This is a genomic window from Nocardioides albidus (assembly GCF_006335005.1).
Lineage (GTDB): Bacteria > Actinomycetota > Actinomycetes > Propionibacteriales > Nocardioidaceae > Nocardioides > Nocardioides albidus.
Window position 1 is genome coordinate 1 of the sequence record NZ_VDMP01000016.1, and the last position, 23,230, is coordinate 23,230.

Below are 23,230 nucleotides of genomic sequence, written 5' to 3' on the forward strand. Positions count from 1 at the left end.
AAAAAAGACCAGTTCCAGCATCCGGGTCGCGACGGCGGTGCGGAACTCGTGGACTCGGGGCAGGGTGTGGGCCTTGGAGGCGATCGCGCGGGCTTGGGGCAGCGTGATTCGTCCGGTGTCGAGGGCGGTCTGGACCTCGGGCAGGTCGCGTAGTTGTTCGACGGTCCGGACCAGCCCACCGCCGGTGCCCTTGTGGCCACCGGTGAGATGGGTCAGGAAGTCCTTGGTCGACGCCCACCCCAACGGGCGTAGCGCGTCGGTGGCCTCGAGCCGGTCGATGCCCCGCAACAAGGCGGCGTCCAGCAACGCCCGGGCTGCGACCACTGCTTCCACGCCTGCGACCGTCGCGGGGCCGTCGAGGTCGTCCCAGGCACTGCCGGCCAGCTCCGCGGCACGCTCGACCACGGCGGTGGCTGTGTGGAGCGCTCCGGGAGAGGTCATGCGCTCAGTCTACTCGAACACCTGTTCGAGTCAAGCCCTGTCGGCGATCACCATGTGATGTCTCAGGACATAGGTGACAGTTCTGCATCAGGACATGGGTGACAGTTGATGTCTCAGGACATCGGTGAACTTCGGTCGACGTGTTGCGTGGACCTCGGGGTCTGCCGTTGCCGACGTACGTCACTCCGGGGTCGGGCCGGTGGTGCTCGATGAGGCTCTGGCCTTGTAGGTCGGTGAGGATGAGTTTCCTCGCCGGGATGGTGACGCCGGTGATGACCAGGACGTGTTGGTGAGAGAGCTGGCCGCTGACCATGTAGGCGACCTTGTCCAGTGTGAACGACGGCGTAGCGGGAGTGGTCGTCGATGAGCTGGAAGATCACGCACTTGCGGTCGCCGGTCAGCACGTACTCGGTGGCATCGAGTTGGCAGCACGCGTCCGGGGCGTTCTTGGACACCGGCGCAGTCGACCGGTCCCGGGCCCGAGAGGTGCCACTGACTCACCGAAGTGTCACCACCAAGACCCCTCGAAGTGTCACCGATGTCCTGATGCAGAACTGTCACCGATGTCTTGCGACACCACAGATCAAACACGCGTAGGGGGCCCGGATCACCGCCGGGCCCCCTGGCGTTGCCATCGAGAGGCTCAGGAGCCGTAGAGCACCCGAGCACCCTCGGCGTCGGACGCCTGGAACTCCAGGTCCGACGAGCTGCCGTTGCACTGGGGGTAGTGCATGATCGACGCGGAGTCGTACGGCGTCAGCGGGCGCCAGTTGTTGTCCTCGAAGCAGGTGCCCGACTCGGGGCGCGTGTGCTCGTGGCGGAAGCCCAGCGTGTGGCCGAGCTCGTGACTCAGGATGTCGCCGGGCTCCCAGTTGCCCGAGGCCCAGATCGAGTCGTCGACGAGCACGTTGCGCTGCCTCTTGGGGGTGCTCGGGAAGAAGGCCCGGGCGATGTACTGCGAGGTCGAGACCGGCTCCACGGAGAAGAGGATCGCGTTGTTCCGGGTCGTGCACTTGCCGTCCTGGGCCGGGACGTGGACGAAGTTCACCTTCGACGTCGCCGCCTCCCACAGACCCGCACCGGCGCTCATCGCGGCGACGATGTCGTCGTGGCGGGTGCCGAACCGGGTGCTGACGCAGTAGGTGAGGTTGAGGGCCTGGCTGGCGCTCCACTTGTCGTCGACGCCGTTGACGGTGTTGACGATGAGGCCGTCCTCGTGCGTCTGGGGCGGGGCGACCAGACGCTCGTAGAACGTCCTCAGGTCGTGCTTGCCCGAGACGACCTCGTCACCGTTGACGACGTAGGCGCCGTCGACGTCGACGTACGTCGAGGCCTCGAACTCCTGGTACGTCGGCACGTCGGCGCTGTCGGCACCGGCGGACGTCGACACGGACGCAGCCGCGAGGGATGCGACCAGGCACGCGACTCCGGCGGAGATCTTGTGGATCCGGGAAGACAACATGCAAGAACCTTTCGATGGAAGGGGTGGACCGCCGCTCATCGAAGCGCCGGCGTCCCGTCCACGACAAGGGATCCGCTGCCTCAGAAACCGGCAGCGTCGGCGACTGCAGGATTGTGAGCCAGGGGGCGGCCGTGCGGTGCCTCGGAGGTCAGCCGGCGAAGCGGTCCGACAGCGCGTAGCGCAGCAGCGCGACGTCGCCGATCGCGCGGCTCTCGACCAGCTCGGCCCGGCGCTCGGCACACCAGGGGAAGGCAGCGTCGCCGACGAACCGGCGCGCACGCGAGTCGCCGACGAAGAACGGCGCGACCACCAGCTGCAGCTCGTCCGCGAGGCCCGTGGCGAGGAACTGGGTGTGGACGCTCCCGCCGCCCTCGACCATCAGCCGGCGTACGCCGCGCGACCACAGGTCGGCGGCCAGGTCGGCCATCTCGACCTCGGCGCCGAGCCCGACCACCTTGGCGAGTGAGCCGATCCGGCTCTCGAGCGCCGCGACCGTCGCGTCCGGGCAGTAGACGATCTTCTCCCCGTCGCCGAGGGTGAAGAAGCGGGCGTGCGGGCTGAGCTCGCCGCGCGAGCTCAGCGTCACCTTCACCGGGGCCTCCGGGCGTCCCTCGGCCGATCGCCGGAGGCGGCGGTGCTCGGCGCGGATCAGCAGCCGCGGGTCGTCGTTGCGCACCGTCGCCGCGCCCACGAGGATCGCGTCGCAGCCGGCCCGCACCTCGTCGACGCGGTCGAAGTCGGCGTCGTTGGACAGGATCAGCCGGCCCTCGCCGGCGCTGTCGAGATAGCCGTCGAGCGAGATGCTGCAGCTCAGGAGGATGTACGGACGCTCACCCATGCGACTCCTCCCGTCCTCAGGACCAGCATGCCCGGAAGGGTCGCGACAAGCGACATCACGCCGTAGAGCACCGCCACCTCGAGGCCGGTGCCCGCCCCGAGGCCGGCCGCGGCGAAAACCCACGCGGCGGCGCCCTCGCGCGGCCCCCATCCGGCGATGCTCACCGGGACCGCCGACGCGAGCAGCACCACGAGGGCCAGCGCCAGCAGGTGCGGCGTGGACGCGGTGACCCCGGCGGTGCGGGCGGCGACGAGGAACACCACCACGTGTCCGCTCGCGGCCAGCGCCGAGAGGACGAGGACCTGCGGCCACGCCCGCCCGAGAGCGGCGCCGGCCTCCCGTCGTACGAGCACCAGGACGACGGCGCTCACCACCGTCACGACGCCGAGGACCCCGAGGGTGCGGCCGCGCAGCGCGACCGGCAGCAGGGGCACCGCGGCGAGCGCCATCGCGACCTGCACCACCTGGCCGCTCCCCCGGTCCCAGGCGACCGAGCGCAGGCCGCGTCCCAGGGCTCCGGAGGACCTCCCGTGCTCGTAGCCGCGGTGCAGGTCGCCGACCACCCCGCCGGGCAGGGTGGCGTTGAGGAGCTGGGCGCGATAGCAGGTGCGGTACGCCGCCCGGAACGGGACCGCGACGCCGAGTCCGTCCGCGATCAGGCTCCACCGGAGGGCACAGCAGGCGGTGGTGCCCGCGGTCACCACCAGGGCCAGCAGGAGCGCGCCGGGCTCGGTGTGGCGCAGCCCGGCGAGGAAGGGCCCGGCGCCCAGGCGGGCGGCGAGGATCCCGAGGATCGCCGCGGCTGCCAGCAGCCGGACGCCCGCCCAGATCCGCGCCCAGACCCTGCTCCTGTCGATGGCCGGCTCCTTCCCTACGGTGCGGCTCTCACGGGGAGTACGGCGTCGGGCGCGATCCGGTTCAGCACGTCCGCGACGCGCGCCGCGGTCGCGGCCCACGAGCCGAGGCGAGACCGCCGGCCGATCGCCGCCAGCCGCCAGCGCTGGCGCAGCCCCGGGTCCTCCAACCACGTGCGCAACGCCCGCCCGAGGGCCGCGGCGTCACCGGAGGGGACCAGCGTGCCGGGACGGGTCCCGTCGGGCGCGGTGCCGAGCGCTTCCGGGTGACCGCCGACGTCGGTCGCGATCGCGGGCAGGCCGCGGGAGAGCCCCTCGGCGAGCGCCATGCCGTAGGACTCGCGCCGCGACGGGGCCACGACCAGGTCGCTCCCGGAGCGCAGGGCGTCGAGGCGCGCGGTCGGAAGCGGACCGGTGAGCCGGACCCGGTCGGCCAGGCCGAGCCGGTCGATGCGCCTGCGCAGGTCGTCGACGTAGGCCGGGGCGAGGTCGAGGGCGCCCGCACAGCGACATCCCCAGGCGAGGTCGCGCACCTCGGCCAGCGCACCGACGAGGTCGTCGTACCCCTTGTCGGGCGTCACCGGCCCGACGCAGAGGAGCTCGGTGCCGGCGGGCGTGCCCGCGACCGTCGGGCCGGGGTCGACGCCTGGCGTCGCGACGTGCACCCGGTCGGCCGGCACGCCGTGTGCGAGCACCTGCCGACGCGCCCAGTCGCTGGTCGTCACGACAGCATCCGCGGCCCTCAGCACGGCGGGCTCCGCGGGCCCGGAGCCCGGCATGTGCAGCAGGACCGCGATCCGCAGCCTCCGGGTCTCCGCGACCAGCGCGTCCGTGGTGGAGGCGACCAGGCCGTCGACCAGGACCACGGCGCGGTCGGGCAGCGCGGACAGCACCGGCGCCGGGCCGGCCACGCCGACGAGGTGCTCGCGGATGTCCCACCCGAGGCCGGCGAGCCCGGCTCCCAGGCGGCGGTCGTAGACGTTGCCGCCGCTCGGGCGGCCGGCGTCGTCGATCCCCTCGGGGACGAGCAGGTGGAGCGTCACAGTGTCCGCTCGTAGCCGGCCCGCGCGACGTGGGACTCGTGCAGCACGACCTCGATCGCCGCCAGCGTGCGCCCGCCCGGACCCAGGTCGCCGCCGACCGCGCGCTCGGCGAGTCGGTCGGCCACCCAGCGCGCCAGCACCTCCGTCGAGGTGTTCTGCGTCGCGAGCGCCTCCTCCCCGTCGAGCTCGTCGAGGTTGCGGTAGTGCAGACGGCCCAGGACCTCCCGCACCACCTCGGTTGCGCGTCCGATGTCGACCAGGATCCCGTCCTCGTCGAGGTCGGCGCCGGCGAAGGTGGCGTCGACGACGTACGTCGCACCGTGCAGGCGCTGGGCCGGACCGAACACCTCGCCCTGCAGGCTGTGGGCGATCATGATGTGGTCGCGGACGGTCACACGGAACACGGGGCCTCCTGGTAGTCGATCGAGTGGCACAGGCCGGGCAGGTCTCCGGCGGCGATCCGCGCCATCACCTCGGGCAGCTCGGCGAAGGGCGAGCAGCCGGTGAGCAGCGCGTCGAACGCGGGATCGTGCAGCAGGTCGAGTGCGAGGGCCAGCCGGTCGCGGTGGGTGCGCGTGTCGCGACGGGCCGGGGCGACGGAGCCGACCTGGCTGCTGCGCAGGGTCAGCCGCGCGGAGTGGAAGGCCTCCCCCAGCGGCAGGGTGACCGGCCGGTCGCCGTACCAGGACAGGTCGAGCACGGTGCCCTCGCGGCGCACCAGCTCGAGCGCCCGACGCAGCCCGGCCTCGGTGGCGCTGGTGTGCACCACCAGGTCGCTGTCCTGCGGCGCCTCGTCCGGACCGGCGAACGCCACCCCCAGCGCCGCTGCCACTCCGGCCCGGTCCGGGTCGGTGTCGACGAGCGTCACCGTCACACCTGGTACGCCGGCGGCCAGCCGCGCGACGCAGCAGCCGACGAGGCCCGCGCCGACGACGGCGATCCGGTCGCCGAGGAGAGGCGGCACGTCCCACAGGGCGTTGAGGGCGGTCTCGACCGTCCCGGCCAGCACGGCGCGCTCGGCGGGGACTCCGTCCGGCACGGGCACCACGGCCGCGACCGGCACGACGTACGCCGTCTGGTGCGGGTGCAGGCAGAAGACCGTGCGCCCGGTCAGCTCGACGGGACCGCGCTCGACGATGCCGACGCTGAGGTAGCCGTACTTCACCGGGCCCGGGAAGTCCCCGTCCTGGAAGGGTGCGCGCATGACGGTGTGCTGGCTGGGCGGCACCCGGCCGGCGTACACCAGCGACTCGGTGCCGCGACTGATCCCCGTGCGCAGGGCTCGGACGAGGACCTCGTCGTCGCGCGGCTCGCGCAGCGGCACGGCTCGGATCTCGCCGCGTCCTGGCGCGGTGATCCAGTAGGCCCTGGCCTCGTCGACCACCGCGCCCTCCTTCCCAGGTCGGATCTGCCGGTCGGATCTGCCGGTCGGATCTGCCGGCCGGATCTCCGTGTCGGATCTGCGTGTTGAACCGGCGTCGGACACCGGTCGTAGGAGTGGGTACTACAACCTAGGACACGGAGGTGCGATGGATCGGGTTCAGCTCGGCCCGGCGGACCGGGTGACGGCGGTGCGGGCGGTGCTCGCGTGCTGCGTCGCGGGCCTGACCGTGCGGGGCCTGGTCGTGCCGCTCTCCGACCGGCTGACGACCGCGCTGGTCGCGATCAGCGCGGTGGCGCTGGCGCTCGACGCCGTGGACGGGTACGTCGCCCGGCGGACCCGGACGGCGAGCGCCTTCGGGGCGCGCTTCGACATGGAGACCGACGCCTTCCTGATCGCGGTGCTCAGCGTGCACGTGGCGCCGAGCCTCGGCTGGTGGGTGCTGGCGATCGGCGCGATGCGCTACGCGTACGTCGCCGCTGGCCGCGCCCTGCCGTGGCTGCGAAGGCCGACTCCCCCGCGCTCCTGGGCGAAGGTCGTCGCGGCCATCCAGGGCATCGTGCTCACCATCGCGGCGTCCGCCCTGCTGCCGGCACCACTGGCGCGCCTCGTCTTACTCGTCGCCCTGCTCCTCCTCGTCGAGTCCTTCGGCCACCAGATCCGCTGGCAGTGGAGTCTCCGCCACGCCCCGATCGACGCGCCGCTCCCGGCCGTCCTCGATCAGGACCACCCCCAGGACCACCCCGAGGGCCCGCCGCGGCGGCTGGTCGACGGGGCGGCGGTCGTCGTCCTCTGGGTCGCCCTCGCACCCCCGCGGGTCAGCGACGGGCTGAGCCCGGCCGACTTCGCCCACATCCCGGTGGAGGGTCTGGTGCTGGTCACGCTGGCGCTCGTCCTCCGCGAGCGCGCCCGCCGGGTCGTGGCCGTCGCGCTCGCCGCGACCGCAACGGCGCTCGCGGTGCTGCGCGGGCTCGGCCTCGGCTTCGAGGTCTACCTGGACCGTCCCTTCCACGTCCTCGGGGACTGGTCCTATCTCCCCAAGGGCGTCGAGGTGGTCCGCGACACCCACGGCGCACCGGTCGCCGTCCTCCTCGTCGCGGCAGCGCTCGCCCTGGTCCTCGCGCTGTCGGTCCTCCTCGCCTGGTGCGGGATCCGGGTCGGGCGGGTCGCGGCGGAGACGCCGCGCGGCACCTGGCGGACCGTGCTCACGCTGGGCTGCGTCTGGGTGGCCTGCGCCGCGTTCGGCGGCCCGACGGGAGGCGTCGCGGCGGCACAATCGGTGGGCCTGGTCGCCGACACCGTCGACCAGGCGCGCGCCGACCACCGCGACACCGCGGTGTTCGCCCGCGCCCTCGCCGACGACCCGTTCGCCTCCGTTCCCGCAGACCAGCTCCTCACCGGGCTGCGGGGCAAGGACGTGCTGCTGGTCTGGTTCGAGTCCTACGGGCGTGTCGCGCTCGAGGACACCTGGTTCGCGCCGTCGGTCGTCGCGGTGCTCGAGCAGGGCGACCGGCAGCTGACCGCCGCCGGCTACCACTCCCGCAGCGCCTTCCTGACGTCGCCGACCTTCGGTGCGGGCAGCTGGCTGGCCCACTCCACGCTGCAGTCCGGGGTGTGGGCCGACAGCGAGCGGCGCTACGGCCAGCTCCTCGACAGCGACCGCCTCAGCCTCACCCGGGCGTTCGCCTCGGCCGGCTGGCGCACGGTCTTCGCCGTGCCCGCCAACACCCGCGACTGGCCCGAGGGGGCGGCCTACTACGGCTTCGACGAGCTCTACGACTCCCGCAACGTCGGCTACCGGGGACCGGAGTTCGGGTACGCCTCGATGCCCGACCAGTACACCCTCGACCACCTGCAACGGGTCGAGCTCGCCCCCGGTCACCGCAGGCCGGTGTTCGCCGAGGTCGATCTCGTCTCCAGCCACCACCCCTGGGCGCCGGTGCCCGAGCCGGTGCCGTGGTCGGAGGTCGGCGACGGCTCGGTCTTCGACGGCCAGCCCGACCGCGGCGGCGACGCCGTCGACGGCGAGCGCCGCCCCCGGACCGCACAGCGCAACTACGCCGCGTCGGTGCGCTACACCTGGCGCACGATCGTCTCCTTCCTCACGACCCGTCCCGACCCCGATCGCGTGGTGATCGTGGTCGGGGACCACCAGCCGCACTCGTTCGTGAGCGGCGAGCACCCCGGGCGCGACGTACCGATCACCGTGCTCGCCCAGGACCCCGACGTCATCGCCCGCATCGAGGACTGGGGCTGGCAGCCCGGCATCCGGCCCGCCCCCGACGCGCCGGTGTGGCGGATGGACGTCGTCCGCGACCGGTTCCTGGCGGCGTACGGGAAGTGAACCGGATGCCCCTCTCCTTCGTGTTCCTCTCAAACGAGCGTGAGGAGTGCGCGATGGGCATGCGAGCGATCGGTGCGCTGGCGGCCGCGGTGTCGGCGGTCGTGCACCTCTACCTGTGGTTCGACGGCGTGCGCGACCAGGGCACCGTCGGCCGGCTGTTCGTGGTCAACGTCGTCGCGGGCGTGGTGATCGCGGTCCTCGTCGTGGCCTGGCGCAGCTGGGTCCCGCTGTTCCTGCTCGCGGGATTCGGCGCGACCACCCTGCTGGCGTTCGTCATCTCCACGACCGGCGGCCTGTTCGGCATCCACACGACGTGGGACAGCTGGTACGCCTGGGTCGCCGCGATCTCCGAGATCCTCGCCGTGGTCGTCGCCGTCGCCACCTCGGTGTCGGAGGGCTGGCTGCCTCACTCCTCGAGACGAAGGACTGAGTAGCCGTCCTCGGTCCGCACCTCGACCGACGCGATGTCGTCGGTGGCCACCGAGGTGGCCATCGTGACGTGCACCTCCTGGCCGCGCTCGGAGCGCCAGGTGCCGACCTGCTGCGAGCGCCCGTCGGCGGAGCGGACGACGAGGACGTACGTCGTCCGGTCGGCGATCCGGCCCTCGTAGGTGCAGGTCAGGTCGATCTGGGTGCCCCACCGCCGCTCGGTGAACGCGACCCAGCCGGACGATGCGGTCCCGAGGCTCTCCATCCGCTGCGGCGTGGCCGTGGGCGGCTCGTCCTCGCGCAGGGACAGGCCGATCCCCGCCAGCGCGACGAGGACGGCGACCGCTGCGGCGACGAGCGACGCCGTCAGCGCCCGGCGCCGCCGCTGCGATCGACGGGCGCGCGCGACCACCGCCGGCAACAGGGTCGCCGGCACGGGCACCGGCGGGGCCGTGTGCTCGACCTGCCCGACGTCGTCGGCGGACACCCGGCCGAGCAGCCCGGGCATGCCGGCCAGCTCGCGCAGCGCGCGCGTGCACTCCACGCAGCCAGGCAGGTGGCGCTCGTACTCCACCCGCTCCGTCGCGGCGAGCGCGCCGAGCACGTAGACGGCGTCGAGGTGGGCGTAGGGACAGGTCGCGGCGGTGCTCATGAGACGACCCCCATCTCCTCGAGCGCGAGCCGCAGCGCCCGCAGTGCGTAATGGGTGCGGGACTTCACTGTTCCCTCGGGGACCTGCAGCCGGCGCGCCGCCTCGGCCACCGAGCGGCCCCGGTAGTAGCACTCGACGAGCACCGCCCGGTGGTCGGGCGAGAGCCGGCCGAGCGCGTCGGCCACGACCCACGACAGCAGCAGCTCGTCGGTGGCGTCCGCGACGTGCTCGCCGACGGGCGGCTCCGCGGTCGCGAACTCACGTTGCCCCCGCGCGCCGCGCCACTCGTCGATCACGATGTTGCGCGCGACCGTGAACAGCCACGAGCGCACCGAGCCGCGGGACTCGGTGAGCACCGCGGTGTTGCGCCAGGCACGCAGCATCGTCTCCTGGGCGACGTCCTCGGCCCGGGCCCGGTCGTTGCCGGTCAGGTGCAGGCAGAAGCCCCAGAGCGCCGACGCGTGGTCGTCGTGCAGCTCCTTCATCACCGTCGCCGGGTCCTGGGTCATCCGCACCTCCTGTCGAGGGATACGACGTCGCGGCGTGAGCGGTTCAACGCGAGCGCGGAGCCGGCGACGAGGGCGAGCGCGGCGAGGAGGTAGGCGTCGCCCACGAGGTGCTCGAACCAGCGCCAGTCGTACTCGCGCCCCTCCGCCCACGGCGGCCACAGGATCGGCCGGGCGGCGAAGACGGCCACCCACGCCAGGGCCGCCGGCCTGCTGCGTCCCCACAGCACGAGCGCCACGGGCACCGCCCACACCCAGTGGTGCGACCACGAGACCGGCGAGGCGACGAGCATCGCCATCGCCGCCAGGCAGACGGCCAACAGACGGTCCCCGCGCCGCCACCACGCCGTCGCCACCAGCAGCACCGCGACCGCGATCGGGCCCGCGACCAGCGCCCAGGCCCACTGCGGCGCCGGCTCTCCGAGCAGGCGGGTCAACGCGCCGTACGCCGACTGGTTGTGCGCCAGCGCCGGAGGCCCGACCCGCCGCGCGTCCAGCAGCCCGTCGGTCCAGTACGACGCCGCGCCCGGCACGGCGATCAGGCCCACCACGACCGTCCCGGCGAACGCCACCGACGCCCGCGCCGCGGCGGCCCGCTCACCGGCCAGCGCGAGCAGCACGACGAAGACCAGCGGCGTGAGCTTGACGCCCGCCACGATCCCGACCAGGACGCCCGACCAGCGCCGCTCAGGAGCCGGCAGGTCGACCAGCAGCAGGACCGTCACCAGCAGGTTGACCTGCCCGAAGGCCAGGTTCTGCCCGACCGGCTCCAGCGCGAGGGAGCCGACACCCAGCGCCACCAGCAGGCCGCCCGACGCGGCCGCGCCTCGGGTCCGCAGCACCACGGCCACGACGGCGAGGAGCGCGGCGACCGACCCAGCCGTCCAGACAGCCGCAGCCAGCCAGCCCGGCAGCAGCGCGAGCGGGACCATGAGCACCGCCGCGAACGGCGGATAGGTGAACGGGTAGCCGGTGACCGGGTCGTCGGCGTCGTAGAGCCGCTCCTGATGCCAGACCGCGTCGCCGCCGTACCGGTAGACGTGCAGGTCCGCGAACCCGCCGACGACGGCACCCACCACCGCGGCGAGCGCGACCGCCCCGAGGGGGATCAGGACTCCCCGCCGCACCCGGCCCATCGTTGGACTCTAGGCTGGGCAGGTGCGCCTGGCCACCTGGAACGTCAACTCCCTGCGGACCCGGATCGGCCGCGTCGAGGCCTTCCTCGACCGGCACGACATCGACGTGCTGGCCCTGCAGGAGACCAAGGCCCGCGAGGAGCAGCTGCCGCTGATGGGTCTGCAGGCCCGGGGCTACGAGATCGCCGCCCACGGCCTCAACCAGTGGAACGGCGTCGCGCTGATCAGCCGGGTCGGCCTGGAGGACGTCACCGCCGGCTTCCCGGACCAGCCGGGCTTCGGAGAGGCCGCCGAGGTCGAGGCGCGCGCCCTCGGCGCGACCTGTGGTGGCGTACGGGTCTGGAGCCTCTACGTCCCCAACGGCCGCAAGCCTGCCGACCCGCACTACGTCTACAAGCTGGACTGGCTCGCCCGCCTCCGCTCGGCGGCCACGAAGTGGCTGGACGTGCCCACCGCACTCGTCGGGGACTGGAACATCTGTCCCACCGACGACGACGTCTTCGACGTCACCCAGTTCAAGAACTCCACCCACGTCACCCCCGCCGAGCGTGCGGCCTTCCAGGCCTTCCTCGACGGCGGCTGGACGGAGGTCACCCGCCCCCACGCGCCCGGCTACACCTACTGGGACTACTACCGTCAGCGATTCGAGCGCGACCGCGGCCTGAAGATCGACTTCGTGCTCGGCTCCGCGCCCTTCGCCGAGCGGGTGACCGGCGCGTTCATCGACCGCGAGGAGCGTGACCCGTCCGTGTTCGACGGCGCTCCCTCCGACCACGCGCCGGTGGTCGTCGACCTGGCGGACTGACCCTGTCGGCGCGCCGTCCTCCGTGCCCGGCCACGGCCGCCTAGCGTGGAGGGGTGAGCAGTGCGGCGCACGAGCGGCCCCGGACCCTGTGGGAGGAGGGCCACCGTCCCGGCCGGGAGGTGGTCGCGCTGGTGGTCGCGCTCCTGCTCACCGCAACCGTGCTCGACCTGGTCCTCTCCGAGGGACTCGGCCTGTTCTTCGACCTGGCGTTCGTGACGGTGTGCGTGGGCGCCGCGCTCGCCGTACGGCCCTCCGACTTCTTCCCGATCGGCGTGCTGCCGCCGCTGGCCATGGCCCTGGTGGTGGTGCTCCTCGGGTTCAGCGACCGCGCCAGCATCGCCCGCAACGACGACGGGATCGTCCAGGCCGTCGTAGCCGGGCTGTCGCGGCACGGCATCGCCCTCGCTCTCGGGTACGCCGCCTGCCTCGGCCTGCTGGCGCTGCGGCGCTCGTTCGTGGAGCGCCACCCGCGCTGACGCCGAGGCTCAGAACCGGTCGGGGTCCCCCGCGCCGCGGCGGATCACCTCGGGAGCTCCCTCCGACCAGTCCACGACGGTCGTCGGCTCGGGATGCACCTCGCCGGCCTCGACGACGATGTCGACCTCGTGATCGAGATCCTCCTTGATCTCCCAGCCCATCGTGCGGGGCTCGGACTCCCCCGGGAGGATCAGGGTCGAGCTCAGCAGCGGCTCGCCCAGCTCGGCGAGCAGAGCCTGCACGAAGGTGTGCTCGGGGATCCGCACGCCCACCGTCTTCTTCTTGGGGTGCAGCAGCCGCTTCGGCACCTCGGGCATCGCGGTGAGGATGAACGTGTAGGGGCCGGGCGTCGCGGACCGGATCGCACGGAACGCCGAGTTGTCCACGTGGACCAGTTGGCCGAGCTGGGAGAAGTCGCGGCACATCAGCGTGAAGTGGTGCTTGTCGTCGAGGCCGCGGATGCGAAGGATCCGGTCACGCCCGTCGCGGTTGCCGATCCGGCAGCCGAGCGCGTAGCCCGAGTCGGTCGGGTACGCGATCAGCGCGTCGTCCTGCAGTGCAGTGACGATCTGCTGCAGCGCGCGCGGCTGCGGATTGTCAGGGTGGACGTCGAGGTAGCGAGCCATCTCAGCGACCCGGCTCAGACCCGGCCCGCGGCCTTGAGGTCGCGGTGCAGCTCCTTGGGCAGCGAGAACGCGAGCGTCTCCTCCGCGGTCTGCACCGGCCGAGCGTCGGGGTAGCCGCGCTCCGCGAGATAGCCCAGCACCTCCTGGACCAGGTGGTCGGGCACCGAGGCGCCGGAGGTGACGCTCACCGAGCGCACGCCGTCGAGCCAGGACTCGTCGAGCTCGCTCACGTCGTCGATGCGGTACGACGCCTTGGCGCCGGCCTCGAGCGCGACCTCGACGAGGCGCACCGAGTTGGAGGAGTTGGCCGAGCCGACCACGATCACCAGGTCGGCGCTCGCGCCGATCTCCTTGACCGCGACCTGGCGGTTCTGGGTGGCGTAGCAGATGTCGTCGCTGGGCGGGTCCTCGAGCTGCGGGAACTTCGCGCGCAGCCGGCGGACGGTCTCCATCGTCTCGTCGACGCTCAGGGTGGTCTGGGAGAGCCAGGCGAGCTTGGCGTCGGCGGGGAACTCGAGCCGGTCGACGTCGTCGGGGTGCTCGACGAGCACGGTCTGCTCGGGCGCCTCGCCCGCCGTACCCTCGACCTCCTCGTGGCCCGCGTGCCCGATCAGCAGGATCGTGTAGCCCTCGCGCGCGAAGCGCACGGCCTCGCGGTGCACCTTGGTGACCAGCGGGCAGGTGGCGTCGATGGTCTTCAGCTCGCGCTCCGCGGCCTGGTGGTGCACGGCCGGCGAGACGCCGTGGGCGGAGAAGACGACGGTCGCGCCGGTGGGCACCTCGTCGAGCTCCTCGACGAAGATCGCGCCCCGGGACTCGAGGTTGGACACGACATGCTTGTTGTGGACGATCTGCTTGCGGACGTAGACCGGCGAGCCGTAGAGGTCCAGCGCCTGCTCCACCGTCACCACGGCCCTGTCGACGCCGGCGCAGTAGCCGCGCGGGTCGGCGAGCAGCACCTCCCGGTCGGCGTCCTCGAGCAGGCGCGGCGTCCCCAGGTCGATCGTCATGGGCCCCAGTCTACGGACGGGCGAGCCGACCACCGAGTTCTCGCACGAGCGCCCACGTTTGCACGCCGAGACCGGCCGGGAGGATGTCCGCATGGCGTTCCCCCCACCCCCGCCCGCTCCGGCGTCGTACCCGGCCCTGCCGCGGACCGCCCACCGGCCCGGGTCGTCGGCCGCGGTCGCTCTCAGCCTGCTCGCCCTGCTCCTGATCGCCGATCTGGTGCTCTTCGTCCTTCCCTCGTGGCTCCTCGTCGAGGGTCGCGCGGCTCGGTCCGGCAGTCTCACGCTCAGCCTCGGGGTGCTGCTGAGCGTGCTGTACGCCGGCCTGGTCGCGCTCATCGGCCGGACGACCGTGCGCAGGCTGGTCGCGGCCCTGGTCGCGCTGTCGGTGATCCCGATCCATCTGGCGCTGACCGTCGTGGTCCGTGTGACCGCGTTCCACCACGTCCAGGACATCGTCGCCGTGACCACCAGCGTGGGCGTCGTCTCGTCGCTGCTCTGCCTCGTCGCGTGGGGCATCGCACGACGCGACGGTGCGCTCTGGACCATCGGCCTCGTCGCACTGCCGATCGCCACCGTCGTCCAATGGCTGGCGCGCGACGATCTGAGCGACCTGCTCCACGAGCTGGGGGGCGGAGGACGCGCCCGCGGCCCGCTGGTCGCCTGGACGATCCTGTGGCTGTGGAACACCGCACAGGTGCTCGCGACAGGCGCGCTGTGCTTCGCGATCGACCGGCTCACGTCCCCGAACACGACGACGGCCCGCCACCCTCGCGGGTGACGGGCCGTCGGGGAGCCGGAGCTCAGGCCTTCTCGGTGTCCTCGGCGGACTCCTCGGCGGGCGCCTCCTCGGCAGCCTCCTCGGTGACCTCAGCCTCGGCCTCGCGGGCCTCGACCTCGGTGGCCTCGGTCTCCTCGACCTCGGTCTCCTCGGCCTGCGGGGCCTCCTCAGCCGGAGCCTCCTCGACCGGAGCCGGGGCGGCCTTCGTGGCCTTCGGCGCGGACGGCTTGAACGCCTCGGTCACCAGCTCGATGACCGCCATGGGGGCGTTGTCGCCCGCCCGGTTGCCGATCTTGGTGATCCGGGTGTAGCCACCGGGACGCTCGGCGAAGGTCGGGGCGATGTCCTCGAACAGGGTGTGGACGACGCCCTTGTCGCGGATGTCCTTGAGGACCTCGCGACGCTGGTGCAGCGGGTTCTCGCCGGCGTGGGCCTTCTTCGCCTTGGTGATCAGCTTCTCGGCGTACGGGCGCAGGATGCGCGCCTTGGCCTCGGTGGTCGTGATCCGGCCGTGCTCGAAGAGCGCGGTGGCCAGGTTCGACAGGATGAGGCGCTGGTGCGCGGCGCCACCGCCGAGGCGGGGACCCTTCTTGGGCTTGGGCATCTTGATCTCTCTTTCCTGCCCGGCCGTACGAGGTACCGGGTGCTAGGTCCGGCCGTGTCAGGTACCGGAATCTGAACCGGAGCGAGACTGCTCCGGCGATGCTGCAGGTGGTGCTGTGTGCTGCCGCCAGACCGACGGTGGTCCTACGGGAGCCAACCGCGGCGTGGCAGCGTGTCGCCCTGCGGCGAAGCCTCGTCGACTGGCGACACGCTCACGCTATGAACTTGTCCTGCCGCCGGGCCATCTCTAGCCCAGCGAAACTCGACTGCGAGGCCGGCAGCGTGTCGCCCTGCGGCGAAGCCGCTCGGTGCGCGAGCCCGGGCCAGCGGCCCGGGCGAGTGCACCGAAGGCGACACGCTCGGCCAAATTCAACTCAGAACTCTTCGGACTCGATGAACGACTCGTCGTCGTCCTCGTCGTCGGAGTAGTTCGCCAGGGCGGCCGACGGGTCGAAGCCTGGCGCGCTGTCCTTGAGGGAGAGGCCCATCTCGTGCAGCTTGGCCTTGACCTCGTCGATGGACTTCGCACCGAAGTTGCGGATGTCCAGCAGGTCCTGCTCCGAGCGGCTGAGGAGCTCACCCACGGTGTGGATGCCCTCCCGCTTGAGGCAGTTGTAGGAGCGAACGGTCAGCTGCAGGTCCTCGACCGGGAGGGCGAGGTCGGCGGCGAGCTGCTCGTCGACGGGCGAGGGGCCGATGTCGATGCCCTCGGCCTCGACGTTGAGCTCACGGGCCAGGCCGAAGAGCTCGACCAGCGTCTTTCCGGCCGACGCGATGGCGTCGCGGGGCAGGATGGACGGCTTGGTCTCGACGTCGATGACGAGCTTGTCGAAGTCGGTGCGCTGCTCGACGCGGGTGGCCTCGACCTTGTAGGTCACCTTGAGGACGGGGCTGTAGATCGAGTCGACCGGGATCCGGCCGATCTCGTTGTCGGCGCCCTTGTTCTGGACGGCCGAGACGTAGCCGCGGCCGCGCTCGACGACGAGCTCGAGCTCGAGCTTGCCGTTGTCGGAGAGGGTGGCGATCTTCAGGTCGGGGTTGTGGACCTCGACGCCGGCGGGCGGCGCGATGTCGGCACCCGTGACGTCACCGGCACCCGACTTGCGCAGGTACATGGTGACCGGCTCGTCGTGCTCGGAGGAGACGACGAGGCCCTTGAGGTTGAGGATGATCTCGGTGACATCCTCCTTGACGCCCTCGATGGTCGAGAACTCGTGGAGGACGCCGTCGATCTTGATGCTCGTGACGGAGGCACCGGGGATCGAGGAGAGGAGGGTACGACGCAGCGAGTTGCCGAGCGTGTAGCCGAAGCCGGGCTCGAGGGGCTCGATGACGAAGCGCGACCGGAACTGGTCGACGGTCTCCTCCGAGAGGGTGGGGCGCTGTGCGATGAGCACTTGTTTCGTTCCTTTCCGGGCCGACCGCTATATGAGGACCCAGACGTGGTGCGGAATGGAGAAGAGATGAGCGGAGGCAGTCGGGGGCGTCGCCGCCCCCGACTGCAAGGGCACTACTTCTTGGAGTAGTACTCCACGATGAGCTGCTCCTGGATCGGCATGTCGATCTGCTCGCGCACGGGCACCTGGTGGACCAGGATGCGCATGCGGTTGGGGAGCGCCTCGAGCCAGGCCGGCACGATCCGCTCGCCGTGGGTCTCGCGAGCCACGATGAACGGGGTCATCTCGAGCGACTTCTCGCGCACGTCGATGATGTCGTACTGGGTGACCTGGAAGGAGGGGATGTCGACCTTCCGACCGTTGACCAGGAAGTGACCGTGGGTCACCAGCTGGCGGGCGTGGCGGCGCGTGCGGGCGAAGCCGGCGCGGTAGACCACGTTGTCGAGGCGGCACTCCAGGAGCTGGAGCAGGTTGTCGCCGGTCTTGCCCTGGCGACGGGCAGCCTCTTCGTAGTAGCGGTGGAACTGCTTCTCCAGCACGCCGTAGGTGAAGCGGGCCTTCTGCTTCTCCTGCAGCTGGTTGCGGTACTCGCTCTCCTTGACCCGCGCGCGGCCGTGCTGGCCGGGAGGGTAGGGGCGCTTCTCGAAGGCGGCGTCGCCGCCGACGAGGTCGACGCCGAGACGGCGCGACTTCTTGGTCAGGGGTCCGGTGTAACGGGCCATTGAAGTTCTCCTCTAAGTCCTGGAACCGACGCTCAGACGCTCAGACGCGCCGGCGCTTCGGGGGGCGGCAGCCGTTGTGCGGGGCGGGGGTCACGTCCTGGATGGTGCCGACCTCGAGGCCGATCGCACCCAGCGAGCGGATCGCCGTCTCGCGGCCCGAGCCCGGGCCCTTGACGAAGACGTCGATCTTCTTCATTCCGTGCTCCATCGCCCGGCGTCCAGCGGCCTCGGCGGCCATCTGAGCGGCGTACGGGGTGGACTTGCGGGAGCCCTTGAAGCCGACGGTGCCGGCAGAGGCCCACGAGATCACCGCACCGGTCGGGTCGGTGATCGTGACGATCGTGTTGTTGAACGTGCTCTTGATGTGGGCCTCGCCCTGAGCGACGTTCTTCTTCTCCTTGCGGCGGACCTTCTTGGCGCCCGCGCGAGCCTTGGGAGGCATGCGTTATCTCCTTGAGAAAGCTGGTCTGTGGTAGGAGGCGGTGCTGAGCCGTCGGCTCAGATCACTTCGCCTTCTTCTTGCCGGCAACCGTGCGCTTCGGGCCCTTGCGGGTGCGAGCGTTGGTCTTGGTGCGCTGACCGCGGACCGGAAGGCCCATGCGGTGGCGGCGACCCTGGTAGCTGCCGATCTCGATCTTGCGACGGATGTCGGCCTGAACCTCACGACGGAGGTCACCCTCGATCTTGAAGTTCGCCTCGATCTCGTCGCGGAGCTTGACCAGTTCCTCGTCACCCAGCTCGTGGACGCGAAGGTCCGGGCTGACGCCGGTGGCCTTCAGCAGCTGCTGGGCGCGGGTACGGCCGATGCCGTAGATGTAGGTGAGTGCGACCTCGATGCGCTTGTCGCGCGGCAGGTCGACTCCGACGAGGCGTGCCATGGTGGCTTCCCTTTCGAACAGTCACGGTGGTCTGGTCGTGATGCATCCGGGCAGGTGTTGCGTCGTGCCCAGCTCCGGCCATCCGCTCCGGAGGTGATTCGCCGTCGTACGACGGCTAAGCGATCACGTTGATGAGGTATTCAGTTGTAGGCGGGGTCTCAGCCCTGGCGCTGCTTGTGGCGCGGGTTCTCGCAGATGACCATGACGCGGCCGTGGCGACGGATCACCTTGCACTTGTCACAGATCGGCTTCACGCTCGGGTTGACCTTCATGTCAGCCCTTTCTTGCTAGTGGCGGGAAGTGACGCCGATGGGCGTCACTTGTAGCGGTAGACGATCCGCCCGCGCGAGAGGTCGTACGGCGACAGCTCCACCACCACGCGGTCCTCGGGGAGGATCCGGATGTAGTGCTGGCGCATCTTGCCGCTGATGTGGGCAAGGACCTTGTGGCCGTTGCTCAGCTCCACGCGGAACATGGCGTTCGGAAGGGCCTCCACGACGGAGCCCTCCATCTCGATGACGCCTTCTTTCTTCGCCATGTCTCACAATCTGCTCGGGGATGTTGTGTCTACCGGTGGTCCGGGAACCTCTCAGTTTGCCCTTGGCGACCGAGTGGACCTCGTGGGCCGTGCACCACACACGGAACCCACGTTGGACCGACACGCCAGTCTATGGCGCGGCCCCAGCGAACTCCCAATCCCCGACGTCGAGCCAGGGCGTCGCCGCGCGCCCCGATGTCCGAATCTGGTGAAACCCCGATGAATGTCGGATACCGTCGCCGCCTGGGCGCGGAATGCAGTTCCGCCGAGTCGCGGGAACCGCGGGAGGGCAACGTGCACGGCACCCGGCTGCTGGCCTTCGTGGTGGCAGGACTCATCTGGATCGCGGCCACCTATTTGACCTTCCGGGGCCCGAGCCCCATCCTCGGGCTCATCGCAGCGTCCTACGTCGCCTTCTCCAGCATCGCGATGAGCATCCCCGGGCGACGCCTCGGCCAGACCCTCGCGGTGCTGTGGGCACTCGCAGTCCTTCTCCTGGGGACGGTCGCCTACCTGGCGGAGTCCGGGATCTGGGGAGCGATCTACGTCGGGACTCTTGTGGGCACGGTGTTGTTCGGGCTCTGGATCGGCACCGGTCTCGCCATCGAGCATCTGTTGCGCTCTGGCCGCCAACGGCCACACTCCTGACCCGGGCGAGGCGGGTCAGGCGGCCAGGAGCTCCAAGGTGCGCTCACGGGCGGGCGAGGTGCGCGGATCCGTGCCGCGCAGAGCGCCGCCGACAGGGTTGACCATCACCTCGTCGACGCCGTACGACGCCGCGAGCTCGCTCACCCGGGACCGTGCGCTCTCGGCGTCGCCGATCACCCAGCGCCGCCGCATGGCGTCGATCAGGCTCTCGTGTGCCTCGGGCAGGCCGGCGTCCACGATCGTCTCGGCGTCCTCGACGGTGCGCTGGGCGACGAGCGGCTGGCCGGTGCGTAGCGCGAGCATCTGCAGCAGCTGGGGCAGCGCGAGGCGCTGAGCCTGCTCGGTGGTGTCGGCCACCGAGGCGTTCACGGTGAGGAAGGTGCGCGGCTCGGCGAGCCGGTCGGACGGCTGGAAGGTCGAGCGGTACAGCTCCAGGGCCTCGGCGGTGCCGGAGCCGGAGAAGTGGTGGGCGAAGACGTAGGGCATGCCCTTGGCCGCGGCGAGGCGGGCGGAGTAGTCGGAGGAGCCGAGCAGCCAGATCTGCGGCACCGACCGTGCCGCCGGGGTGGCGCGCAGGACGTGCTGGGCCCCGCGCAGGGCCAGCCCGACACCGGCCGGCTCCATCATGGCGAGCACGTTGTCGACGTACTCCGGGAAGTGGGTGACCGCCTCGTCGCTCACTCCGCCGGCTCCGTGCCGCAGCGCCCAGCTCGTGACCGGGTCGGTGCCCGGCGCGCGCCCGATGCCGAGGTCGATCCGGCCCGGGAAGGCCGCCTCCAGCAGCGCGAACTGCTCGGCGACCACCAGCGGCGCGTGGTTGGGCAGCATCACGCCGCCCGAACCGACCCGGATCCGCTCGGTCGCCGACGCCACCAGGCCGATCAGGACGGGCGGGTTCGTGGCCGCGACCGCCGGCATGTTGTGGTGCTCGGCCAGCCAGAAGCGGCGGTAGCCCAGCCGGTCGGCGGTCCGGGCCAGGTCGAGGGTGGCGGCGAGCGCGTCCCCCGTGGACTGGTCGCTGCGGACGGGGACGAGGTCGAGGACGGAGAGCGCGAGAGACATCGTCAGGTCCAAGGCGCTGGGCGCTCCCGGCATTCCCGCTGAGCGTCCCGCGGTTTCATCACGGCATGTAGGCCAACCGGCGGTTCTGTAGCGGAGTTCCCCCGGGGCAGCGGGGACTCACCTACATCCCGTGATGAAACCGCACGCCCCGAGCAGCCTCAGTCGTCGGCTGTGGCGCTGCGGCGGGTGAGCAGCAGTCCCGCCCCGAACGCGGCGGCGCCGAGCAGTCCCAGCAGGAACAGGTCCATCAGGTAGTGGCCCGCGCCGCTCTCGGCGATCCAGTCCTCCTTGCCGGTGCCCTCGAACGCATCGACGAGTCTCATGGCGGACGCGGAGGCGGCGTATCCCCACCGCGACGGCGAGAGCCAGGCGATCTGCTCGAGCAGGACCCGCCCGGCGATCTCGAACAGGGCTCCGGAGAGGACCAGCTGGAGCATCACCAGGCCGACCAGGGCCGGCATGGTCTGCTCGGTGCTCGTCACCAGGGCCGAGAGGGCGAGGCCGATGACGACCATCACCGTGGACAGCAGTGCGATCGCGAGCGCGACCCGCAGGGTGCCGGCGCTGCCGTCGGCGCCGGGCAGGCCCACGGTGGCCAGGAAGGTGACGACCAGGCCCTGGAGGAAGGCGGCGGTCCCGAGCACGAGGACCTTGCTCGTGAAGTAGATGCCGGGCGAGAGGCCGACGGCGTACTCCCGCCGGAAGATGGGCCGCTCCCCCACCAGCTCGCGGATCGCGAGCGCGGTCCCCATCAGGCAGGCCGCGACGATGAGGACCGTGAGCCGTTGCTGCGCCTCGCCGATCCTGCCGCCCGCCTCGAGCACCGAGATCCCGTGGTTCCCGGGGACGACGCGACTCAGGCCGCCGAGGATCAGGGGCAGCAGGACGAGCATGCCGAGCAGCAGCCGGTCGGCGAGCACGACGGCCAGGTTGCGTTGGACGAGCGTGCCGAGCTGCCGCGCCACCGACTGGCGCGGCGCGGCGGGTACGGCGGCGCCGTACGACTGCTGCGCGAGCGAGGAGGTGTCCACGGCGTGCTGGGGCACGGGGATCCGCTGCCACAGATCGGCGTCGTCGAGCAGGTCGAAGACCTCGGGATAGTTCGTCCTGCCGAAGTGGGCGAGCACCCCGGCGGGCGGGCCGAAGTAGGCGATCCGCCCTCCGGGCGCGAGCACCAGCACGTTGTCGCACACGTCGAGCGCCAGCACCGAGTGGGTGACGACCATGACCACCCGTCCGTCGTCGGCCAGGCTGCGCAGCTGGCGCATCACCTCGAGGTCGAGACCGGGGTCCAGACCCGAGGTCGGCTCGTCGAGGAAGAGCAGCGGCGGCGCGGTGAGCAGCTCGGTGGCGATGGAGACCCGCTTGCGCTGGCCTCCGGAGAGCTGGGTGCCGATCCGGTTCTCCATCCGCTCGGTCAGCTGCATCTGTCCGGCGACGTGGCCGACCCGCGCGTCCCACTCCTGCGCGGTCGTGTCGGGCGGCAGCCGGAGCTGGGCGGCGAAGCGCAGGCCCTGACGCACCTTGAGCTGCGGATGGAGGATGTCCTGCTGGGGCACCAGACCGATCTGGAAGCGCAGCTGGTCGTAGTGCTGGTAGAGGTCGTGCCCCTGCCAGATCACCCGTCCGTGACTGGCCGGCTTGAGGCCGGTGAGCGCGCCGAGCAGGGTCGACTTGCCCGCACCGGACGGACCGATCACGGCGGTGAGGCTGCGCGGCTCGAGCTTGAAGGAGATGTTCTCGATCAGCCTCTTGCCGCCGGCCACCACCTGGGTGAGCCCGTCGGCGTACAGCGTGAACTCGTGGGCCGTCGCGGACGCGATCAGCTGGTGGCCGTCCCAGCGGAAGGTCTGGTTGCCGAAGATGACCTCGGACCCGACGGGCAGTCGGACGGAGCCCTGCACCCGCTGGCCGTTGACGAAGGTGCCGTTGAACGAGCCCAGGTCGTGCAGCACGGCCAGGCTCGTCGGGGTCGCCGGGTCCAGGCGCGCGTGGCGGCGGCTGATCAGCGGGTCGGCCAGCACGACGTCGTTGCCGTGATCGCGCCCGATGCTCAGCGACCGCCCCGCCTGGAGCTGTCGCGGCAGCACCACGGAGTGACCGTGCGGGAGTTGGCCCGGAGGCAGTACGCCGGCCGGGCGCCACGCGTCGACCGGCCCGCCGCTCGCGGGGACCTGCGGGGGCGGGAGGTTCTTCCAGAACTCGCCCTGGGGGCCTGGCTGGGGTGACGGGGCTGGTGGGGGCGGCGGGGACGCCTGGGGCGGCGGGGGTGGCGCGAGCGCCGACACCAGCACGGTCATGACGACCGGCTCGCCGACCGGACCTCCGAGGTGCAGGCTGACCGGGGTTGCGGTCAGCGGCAGCCGGGTGATCCGCTGCCCCGACACGAAGGTGCCGTTGCTGCTGGTGTCGACCGCGACCCAGACGCCGTCCTCGACCCGCAGTACGGCGTGGTGGCGCGACGCCTTCGCGTCCGTGACCGGCACGTCGCAGTCGAGCTCACGCCCGACCACGACCTGCGGACCCTCGAAGGTCCGCGTCCGCCCGGCCCACTGCACCTGGAGTCGATCCACGACCGACACCCTAGGACGTGGGCCCGG

27 protein-coding genes are annotated in these 23,230 nt (G+C 71.6%); 6 read left to right on the plus strand and 21 right to left on the minus strand.

Translation table 11 applies throughout. The features are described 5' to 3' along the window. The 7 genes from FHP29_RS03480 to FHP29_RS03515 form a co-directional block, all read right to left on the minus strand. The coding region (locus tag FHP29_RS03480; protein WP_158296455.1) for a hypothetical protein at window positions 1-405 on the minus strand (405 nt) is incomplete at its 3' end. Window positions 406-1,084: 679 nt separating this feature from the next. After that, complete coding sequence (locus FHP29_RS03490; RefSeq protein WP_192903955.1) at window positions 1,085-1,903, minus strand: zinc metalloprotease; 819 nt, start codon at window positions 1,901-1,903, stop codon at window positions 1,085-1,087. Window positions 1,904-2,051: 148 nt separating this feature from the next. Next, window positions 2,052-2,741: a RibD family protein gene (locus FHP29_RS03495; RefSeq protein WP_139621484.1), complete on the minus strand. Its 690-nt coding sequence runs from the start codon at window positions 2,739-2,741 to the stop codon at window positions 2,052-2,054. Then, window positions 2,714-3,697, minus strand: coding sequence for a lysylphosphatidylglycerol synthase transmembrane domain-containing protein (locus FHP29_RS03500; protein ID WP_240044283.1), 984 nt, complete (start codon window positions 3,695-3,697; stop codon window positions 2,714-2,716). Before FHP29_RS03500 ends, FHP29_RS03495 begins: the two co-directional genes overlap by 28 nt. Next, entirely contained in the window at window positions 3,613-4,638 is a 1,026-nt protein-coding gene (locus FHP29_RS03505; protein ID WP_139621485.1) for a glycosyltransferase family 4 protein, read from the minus strand. The genes FHP29_RS03500 and FHP29_RS03505 overlap by 85 nt, the downstream gene beginning before the upstream one ends. Further along, complete coding sequence (locus FHP29_RS03510) at window positions 4,635-5,042, minus strand: 6-pyruvoyl trahydropterin synthase family protein (RefSeq protein WP_139621486.1); 408 nt, start codon at window positions 5,040-5,042, stop codon at window positions 4,635-4,637. Before FHP29_RS03510 ends, FHP29_RS03505 begins: the two co-directional genes overlap by 4 nt. After that, window positions 5,030-6,022: a zinc-dependent alcohol dehydrogenase gene (locus FHP29_RS03515; protein WP_139621487.1), complete on the minus strand. Its 993-nt coding sequence runs from the start codon at window positions 6,020-6,022 to the stop codon at window positions 5,030-5,032. Before FHP29_RS03515 ends, FHP29_RS03510 begins: the two co-directional genes overlap by 13 nt. Before the next feature lie 145 nt (window positions 6,023-6,167). Here FHP29_RS03515 and FHP29_RS03520 point away from each other — a divergent pair, with 145 nt between their 5' ends. Further along, window positions 6,168-8,363: a CDP-alcohol phosphatidyltransferase family protein gene (locus tag FHP29_RS03520; protein WP_139621488.1), complete on the plus strand. Its 2,196-nt coding sequence runs from the start codon at window positions 6,168-6,170 to the stop codon at window positions 8,361-8,363. 53 nt (window positions 8,364-8,416) lie between these two features. After that, window positions 8,417-8,797 (plus strand): hypothetical protein, encoded by a 381-nt coding sequence (locus FHP29_RS03525; protein ID WP_205013847.1) that lies wholly within the window; start codon window positions 8,417-8,419, stop codon window positions 8,795-8,797. Here FHP29_RS03525 and FHP29_RS03530 read toward each other — a convergent pair. Genes FHP29_RS03530 through FHP29_RS03540 form a run of 3 tightly spaced genes read right to left on the minus strand, consistent with a single transcriptional unit; the run spans window position 8,770 to window position 11,086 of the window. Then, a complete protein-coding gene (locus tag FHP29_RS03530; protein ID WP_139621490.1) occupies window positions 8,770-9,444 on the minus strand; it encodes an anti-sigma factor in 675 nt (224 codons plus the stop codon). The two genes, FHP29_RS03525 and FHP29_RS03530, sit on opposite strands and share 28 nt — an antisense overlap. After that, complete coding sequence (locus tag FHP29_RS03535) at window positions 9,441-9,953, minus strand: sigma-70 family RNA polymerase sigma factor (protein ID WP_139621491.1); 513 nt, start codon at window positions 9,951-9,953, stop codon at window positions 9,441-9,443. Before FHP29_RS03535 ends, FHP29_RS03530 begins: the two co-directional genes overlap by 4 nt. Beyond that, entirely contained in the window at window positions 9,950-11,086 is a 1,137-nt protein-coding gene (locus FHP29_RS03540; protein WP_139621492.1) for a glycosyltransferase 87 family protein, read from the minus strand. The genes FHP29_RS03535 and FHP29_RS03540 overlap by 4 nt, the downstream gene beginning before the upstream one ends. Window positions 11,087-11,108: 22 nt before the next feature. On the opposite strand from FHP29_RS03540, the gene FHP29_RS03545 reads away from it, so the two are divergent. Beyond that, window positions 11,109-11,891 (plus strand): exodeoxyribonuclease III, encoded by a 783-nt coding sequence (locus FHP29_RS03545; RefSeq protein ID WP_139621493.1) that lies wholly within the window; start codon window positions 11,109-11,111, stop codon window positions 11,889-11,891. A 53-nt stretch (window positions 11,892-11,944) separates the two neighbouring features. Next, a complete protein-coding gene (locus FHP29_RS03550; RefSeq protein WP_139621494.1) occupies window positions 11,945-12,367 on the plus strand; it encodes a DUF6542 domain-containing protein in 423 nt (140 codons plus the stop codon). Between the two features lie 9 nt (window positions 12,368-12,376). On the opposite strand, the gene FHP29_RS03555 is transcribed toward FHP29_RS03550, so the two are convergent. Then, on the minus strand, window positions 12,377-12,994 hold the full coding sequence (locus FHP29_RS03555) for an L-threonylcarbamoyladenylate synthase (protein WP_139621495.1): 618 nt from the start codon (window positions 12,992-12,994) through the stop codon (window positions 12,377-12,379). 14 nt (window positions 12,995-13,008) lie between these two features. After that, entirely contained in the window at window positions 13,009-14,004 is a 996-nt protein-coding gene (locus tag FHP29_RS03560) for a 4-hydroxy-3-methylbut-2-enyl diphosphate reductase (protein ID WP_192903956.1), read from the minus strand. A 91-nt stretch (window positions 14,005-14,095) separates the two neighbouring features. Here FHP29_RS03560 and FHP29_RS03565 point away from each other — a divergent pair, with 91 nt between their 5' ends. Further along, entirely contained in the window at window positions 14,096-14,782 is a 687-nt protein-coding gene (locus FHP29_RS03565; protein WP_139621496.1) for a hypothetical protein, read from the plus strand. Between the two features lie 22 nt (window positions 14,783-14,804). On the opposite strand, the gene rplQ is transcribed toward FHP29_RS03565, so the two are convergent. The 7 genes from rplQ to infA form a co-directional block, all read right to left on the minus strand. Continuing rightward, entirely contained in the window at window positions 14,805-15,386 is a 582-nt protein-coding gene (gene rplQ, locus FHP29_RS03570) for a 50S ribosomal protein L17 (protein WP_139621497.1), read from the minus strand. A 373-nt stretch (window positions 15,387-15,759) separates the two neighbouring features. Further along, on the minus strand, window positions 15,760-16,782 hold the full coding sequence (locus FHP29_RS03575; protein ID WP_139621498.1) for a DNA-directed RNA polymerase subunit alpha: 1,023 nt from the start codon (window positions 16,780-16,782) through the stop codon (window positions 15,760-15,762). A 113-nt stretch (window positions 16,783-16,895) separates the two neighbouring features. Next, window positions 16,896-17,504 carry a 30S ribosomal protein S4 gene (gene rpsD / locus FHP29_RS03580; protein ID WP_139621499.1) on the minus strand — a complete coding sequence of 203 codons (609 nt, stop codon included), beginning with the start codon at window positions 17,502-17,504 and terminating at the stop codon, window positions 16,896-16,898. 40 nt (window positions 17,505-17,544) lie between these two features. Then, window positions 17,545-17,946: a 30S ribosomal protein S11 gene (gene rpsK, locus FHP29_RS03585; protein ID WP_038681087.1), complete on the minus strand. Its 402-nt coding sequence runs from the start codon at window positions 17,944-17,946 to the stop codon at window positions 17,545-17,547. Window positions 17,947-18,007: 61 nt separating this feature from the next. Then, complete coding sequence (rpsM, locus tag FHP29_RS03590; protein ID WP_139621500.1) at window positions 18,008-18,382, minus strand: 30S ribosomal protein S13; 375 nt, start codon at window positions 18,380-18,382, stop codon at window positions 18,008-18,010. A 158-nt stretch (window positions 18,383-18,540) separates the two neighbouring features. Continuing rightward, entirely contained in the window at window positions 18,541-18,654 is a 114-nt protein-coding gene (gene rpmJ / locus FHP29_RS03595) for a 50S ribosomal protein L36 (protein WP_004008316.1), read from the minus strand. A 44-nt stretch (window positions 18,655-18,698) separates the two neighbouring features. Further along, entirely contained in the window at window positions 18,699-18,920 is a 222-nt protein-coding gene (gene infA / locus FHP29_RS03600; RefSeq protein ID WP_028656368.1) for a translation initiation factor IF-1, read from the minus strand. Between the two features lie 219 nt (window positions 18,921-19,139). Between infA and FHP29_RS03605 the strand changes: the two genes are divergently transcribed. Beyond that, a complete protein-coding gene (locus FHP29_RS03605) occupies window positions 19,140-19,568 on the plus strand; it encodes a hypothetical protein (RefSeq protein ID WP_158296456.1) in 429 nt (142 codons plus the stop codon). Between the two features lie 15 nt (window positions 19,569-19,583). On the opposite strand, the gene FHP29_RS03610 is transcribed toward FHP29_RS03605, so the two are convergent. Next, window positions 19,584-20,630, minus strand: a complete 1,047-nt coding sequence (locus FHP29_RS03610) for an LLM class flavin-dependent oxidoreductase (protein WP_139621502.1) — start codon at window positions 20,628-20,630, stop codon at window positions 19,584-19,586. Between the two features lie 158 nt (window positions 20,631-20,788). Then, window positions 20,789-23,203, minus strand: coding sequence for an FHA domain-containing protein (locus FHP29_RS03615; protein WP_139621503.1), 2,415 nt, complete (start codon window positions 23,201-23,203; stop codon window positions 20,789-20,791). Window positions 23,204-23,230: the final 27 nt, after the last annotated feature.

Excerpts from the sequence above, each read along its gene's own strand:
- FHP29_RS03490 (WP_192903955.1), bottom strand. The coding sequence starts at position 1,903 with ATGTTGTCTTCCCGGATCCACAAGATCTCCGCCGGAGTCGCGTGCCTG.
- FHP29_RS03495 (WP_139621484.1), bottom strand. The coding sequence starts at position 2,741 with ATGGGTGAGCGTCCGTACATCCTCCTGAGCTGCAGCATCTCGCTCGAC.
- FHP29_RS03520 (WP_139621488.1), top strand. The coding sequence starts at position 6,168 with ATGGATCGGGTTCAGCTCGGCCCGGCGGACCGGGTGACGGCGGTGCGG.
- FHP29_RS03525 (WP_205013847.1), top strand. The coding sequence starts at position 8,417 with ATGGGCATGCGAGCGATCGGTGCGCTGGCGGCCGCGGTGTCGGCGGTC.
- FHP29_RS03530 (WP_139621490.1), bottom strand. The coding sequence starts at position 9,444 with ATGAGCACCGCCGCGACCTGTCCCTACGCCCACCTCGACGCCGTCTAC.
- FHP29_RS03535 (WP_139621491.1), bottom strand. The coding sequence starts at position 9,953 with ATGACCCAGGACCCGGCGACGGTGATGAAGGAGCTGCACGACGACCAC.
- FHP29_RS03540 (WP_139621492.1), bottom strand. The coding sequence starts at position 11,086 with ATGGGCCGGGTGCGGCGGGGAGTCCTGATCCCCCTCGGGGCGGTCGCG.
- FHP29_RS03555 (WP_139621495.1), bottom strand. The coding sequence starts at position 12,994 with ATGGCTCGCTACCTCGACGTCCACCCTGACAATCCGCAGCCGCGCGCG.
- FHP29_RS03560 (WP_192903956.1), bottom strand. The coding sequence starts at position 14,004 with ATGACGATCGACCTGGGGACGCCGCGCCTGCTCGAGGACGCCGACCGG.
- FHP29_RS03565 (WP_139621496.1), top strand. The coding sequence starts at position 14,096 with ATGGCGTTCCCCCCACCCCCGCCCGCTCCGGCGTCGTACCCGGCCCTG.
- rplQ (WP_139621497.1), bottom strand. The coding sequence starts at position 15,386 with ATGCCCAAGCCCAAGAAGGGTCCCCGCCTCGGCGGTGGCGCCGCGCAC.
- rpsD (WP_139621499.1), bottom strand. The coding sequence starts at position 17,504 with ATGGCCCGTTACACCGGACCCCTGACCAAGAAGTCGCGCCGTCTCGGC.
- rpsK (WP_038681087.1), bottom strand. The coding sequence starts at position 17,946 with ATGCCTCCCAAGGCTCGCGCGGGCGCCAAGAAGGTCCGCCGCAAGGAG.
- rpsM (WP_139621500.1), bottom strand. The coding sequence starts at position 18,382 with ATGGCACGCCTCGTCGGAGTCGACCTGCCGCGCGACAAGCGCATCGAG.
- rpmJ (WP_004008316.1), bottom strand. The coding sequence starts at position 18,654 with ATGAAGGTCAACCCGAGCGTGAAGCCGATCTGTGACAAGTGCAAGGTG.
- infA (WP_028656368.1), bottom strand. The coding sequence starts at position 18,920 with ATGGCGAAGAAAGAAGGCGTCATCGAGATGGAGGGCTCCGTCGTGGAG.
- FHP29_RS03605 (WP_158296456.1), top strand. The coding sequence starts at position 19,140 with ATGAATGTCGGATACCGTCGCCGCCTGGGCGCGGAATGCAGTTCCGCC.
- FHP29_RS03610 (WP_139621502.1), bottom strand. The coding sequence starts at position 20,630 with ATGTCTCTCGCGCTCTCCGTCCTCGACCTCGTCCCCGTCCGCAGCGAC.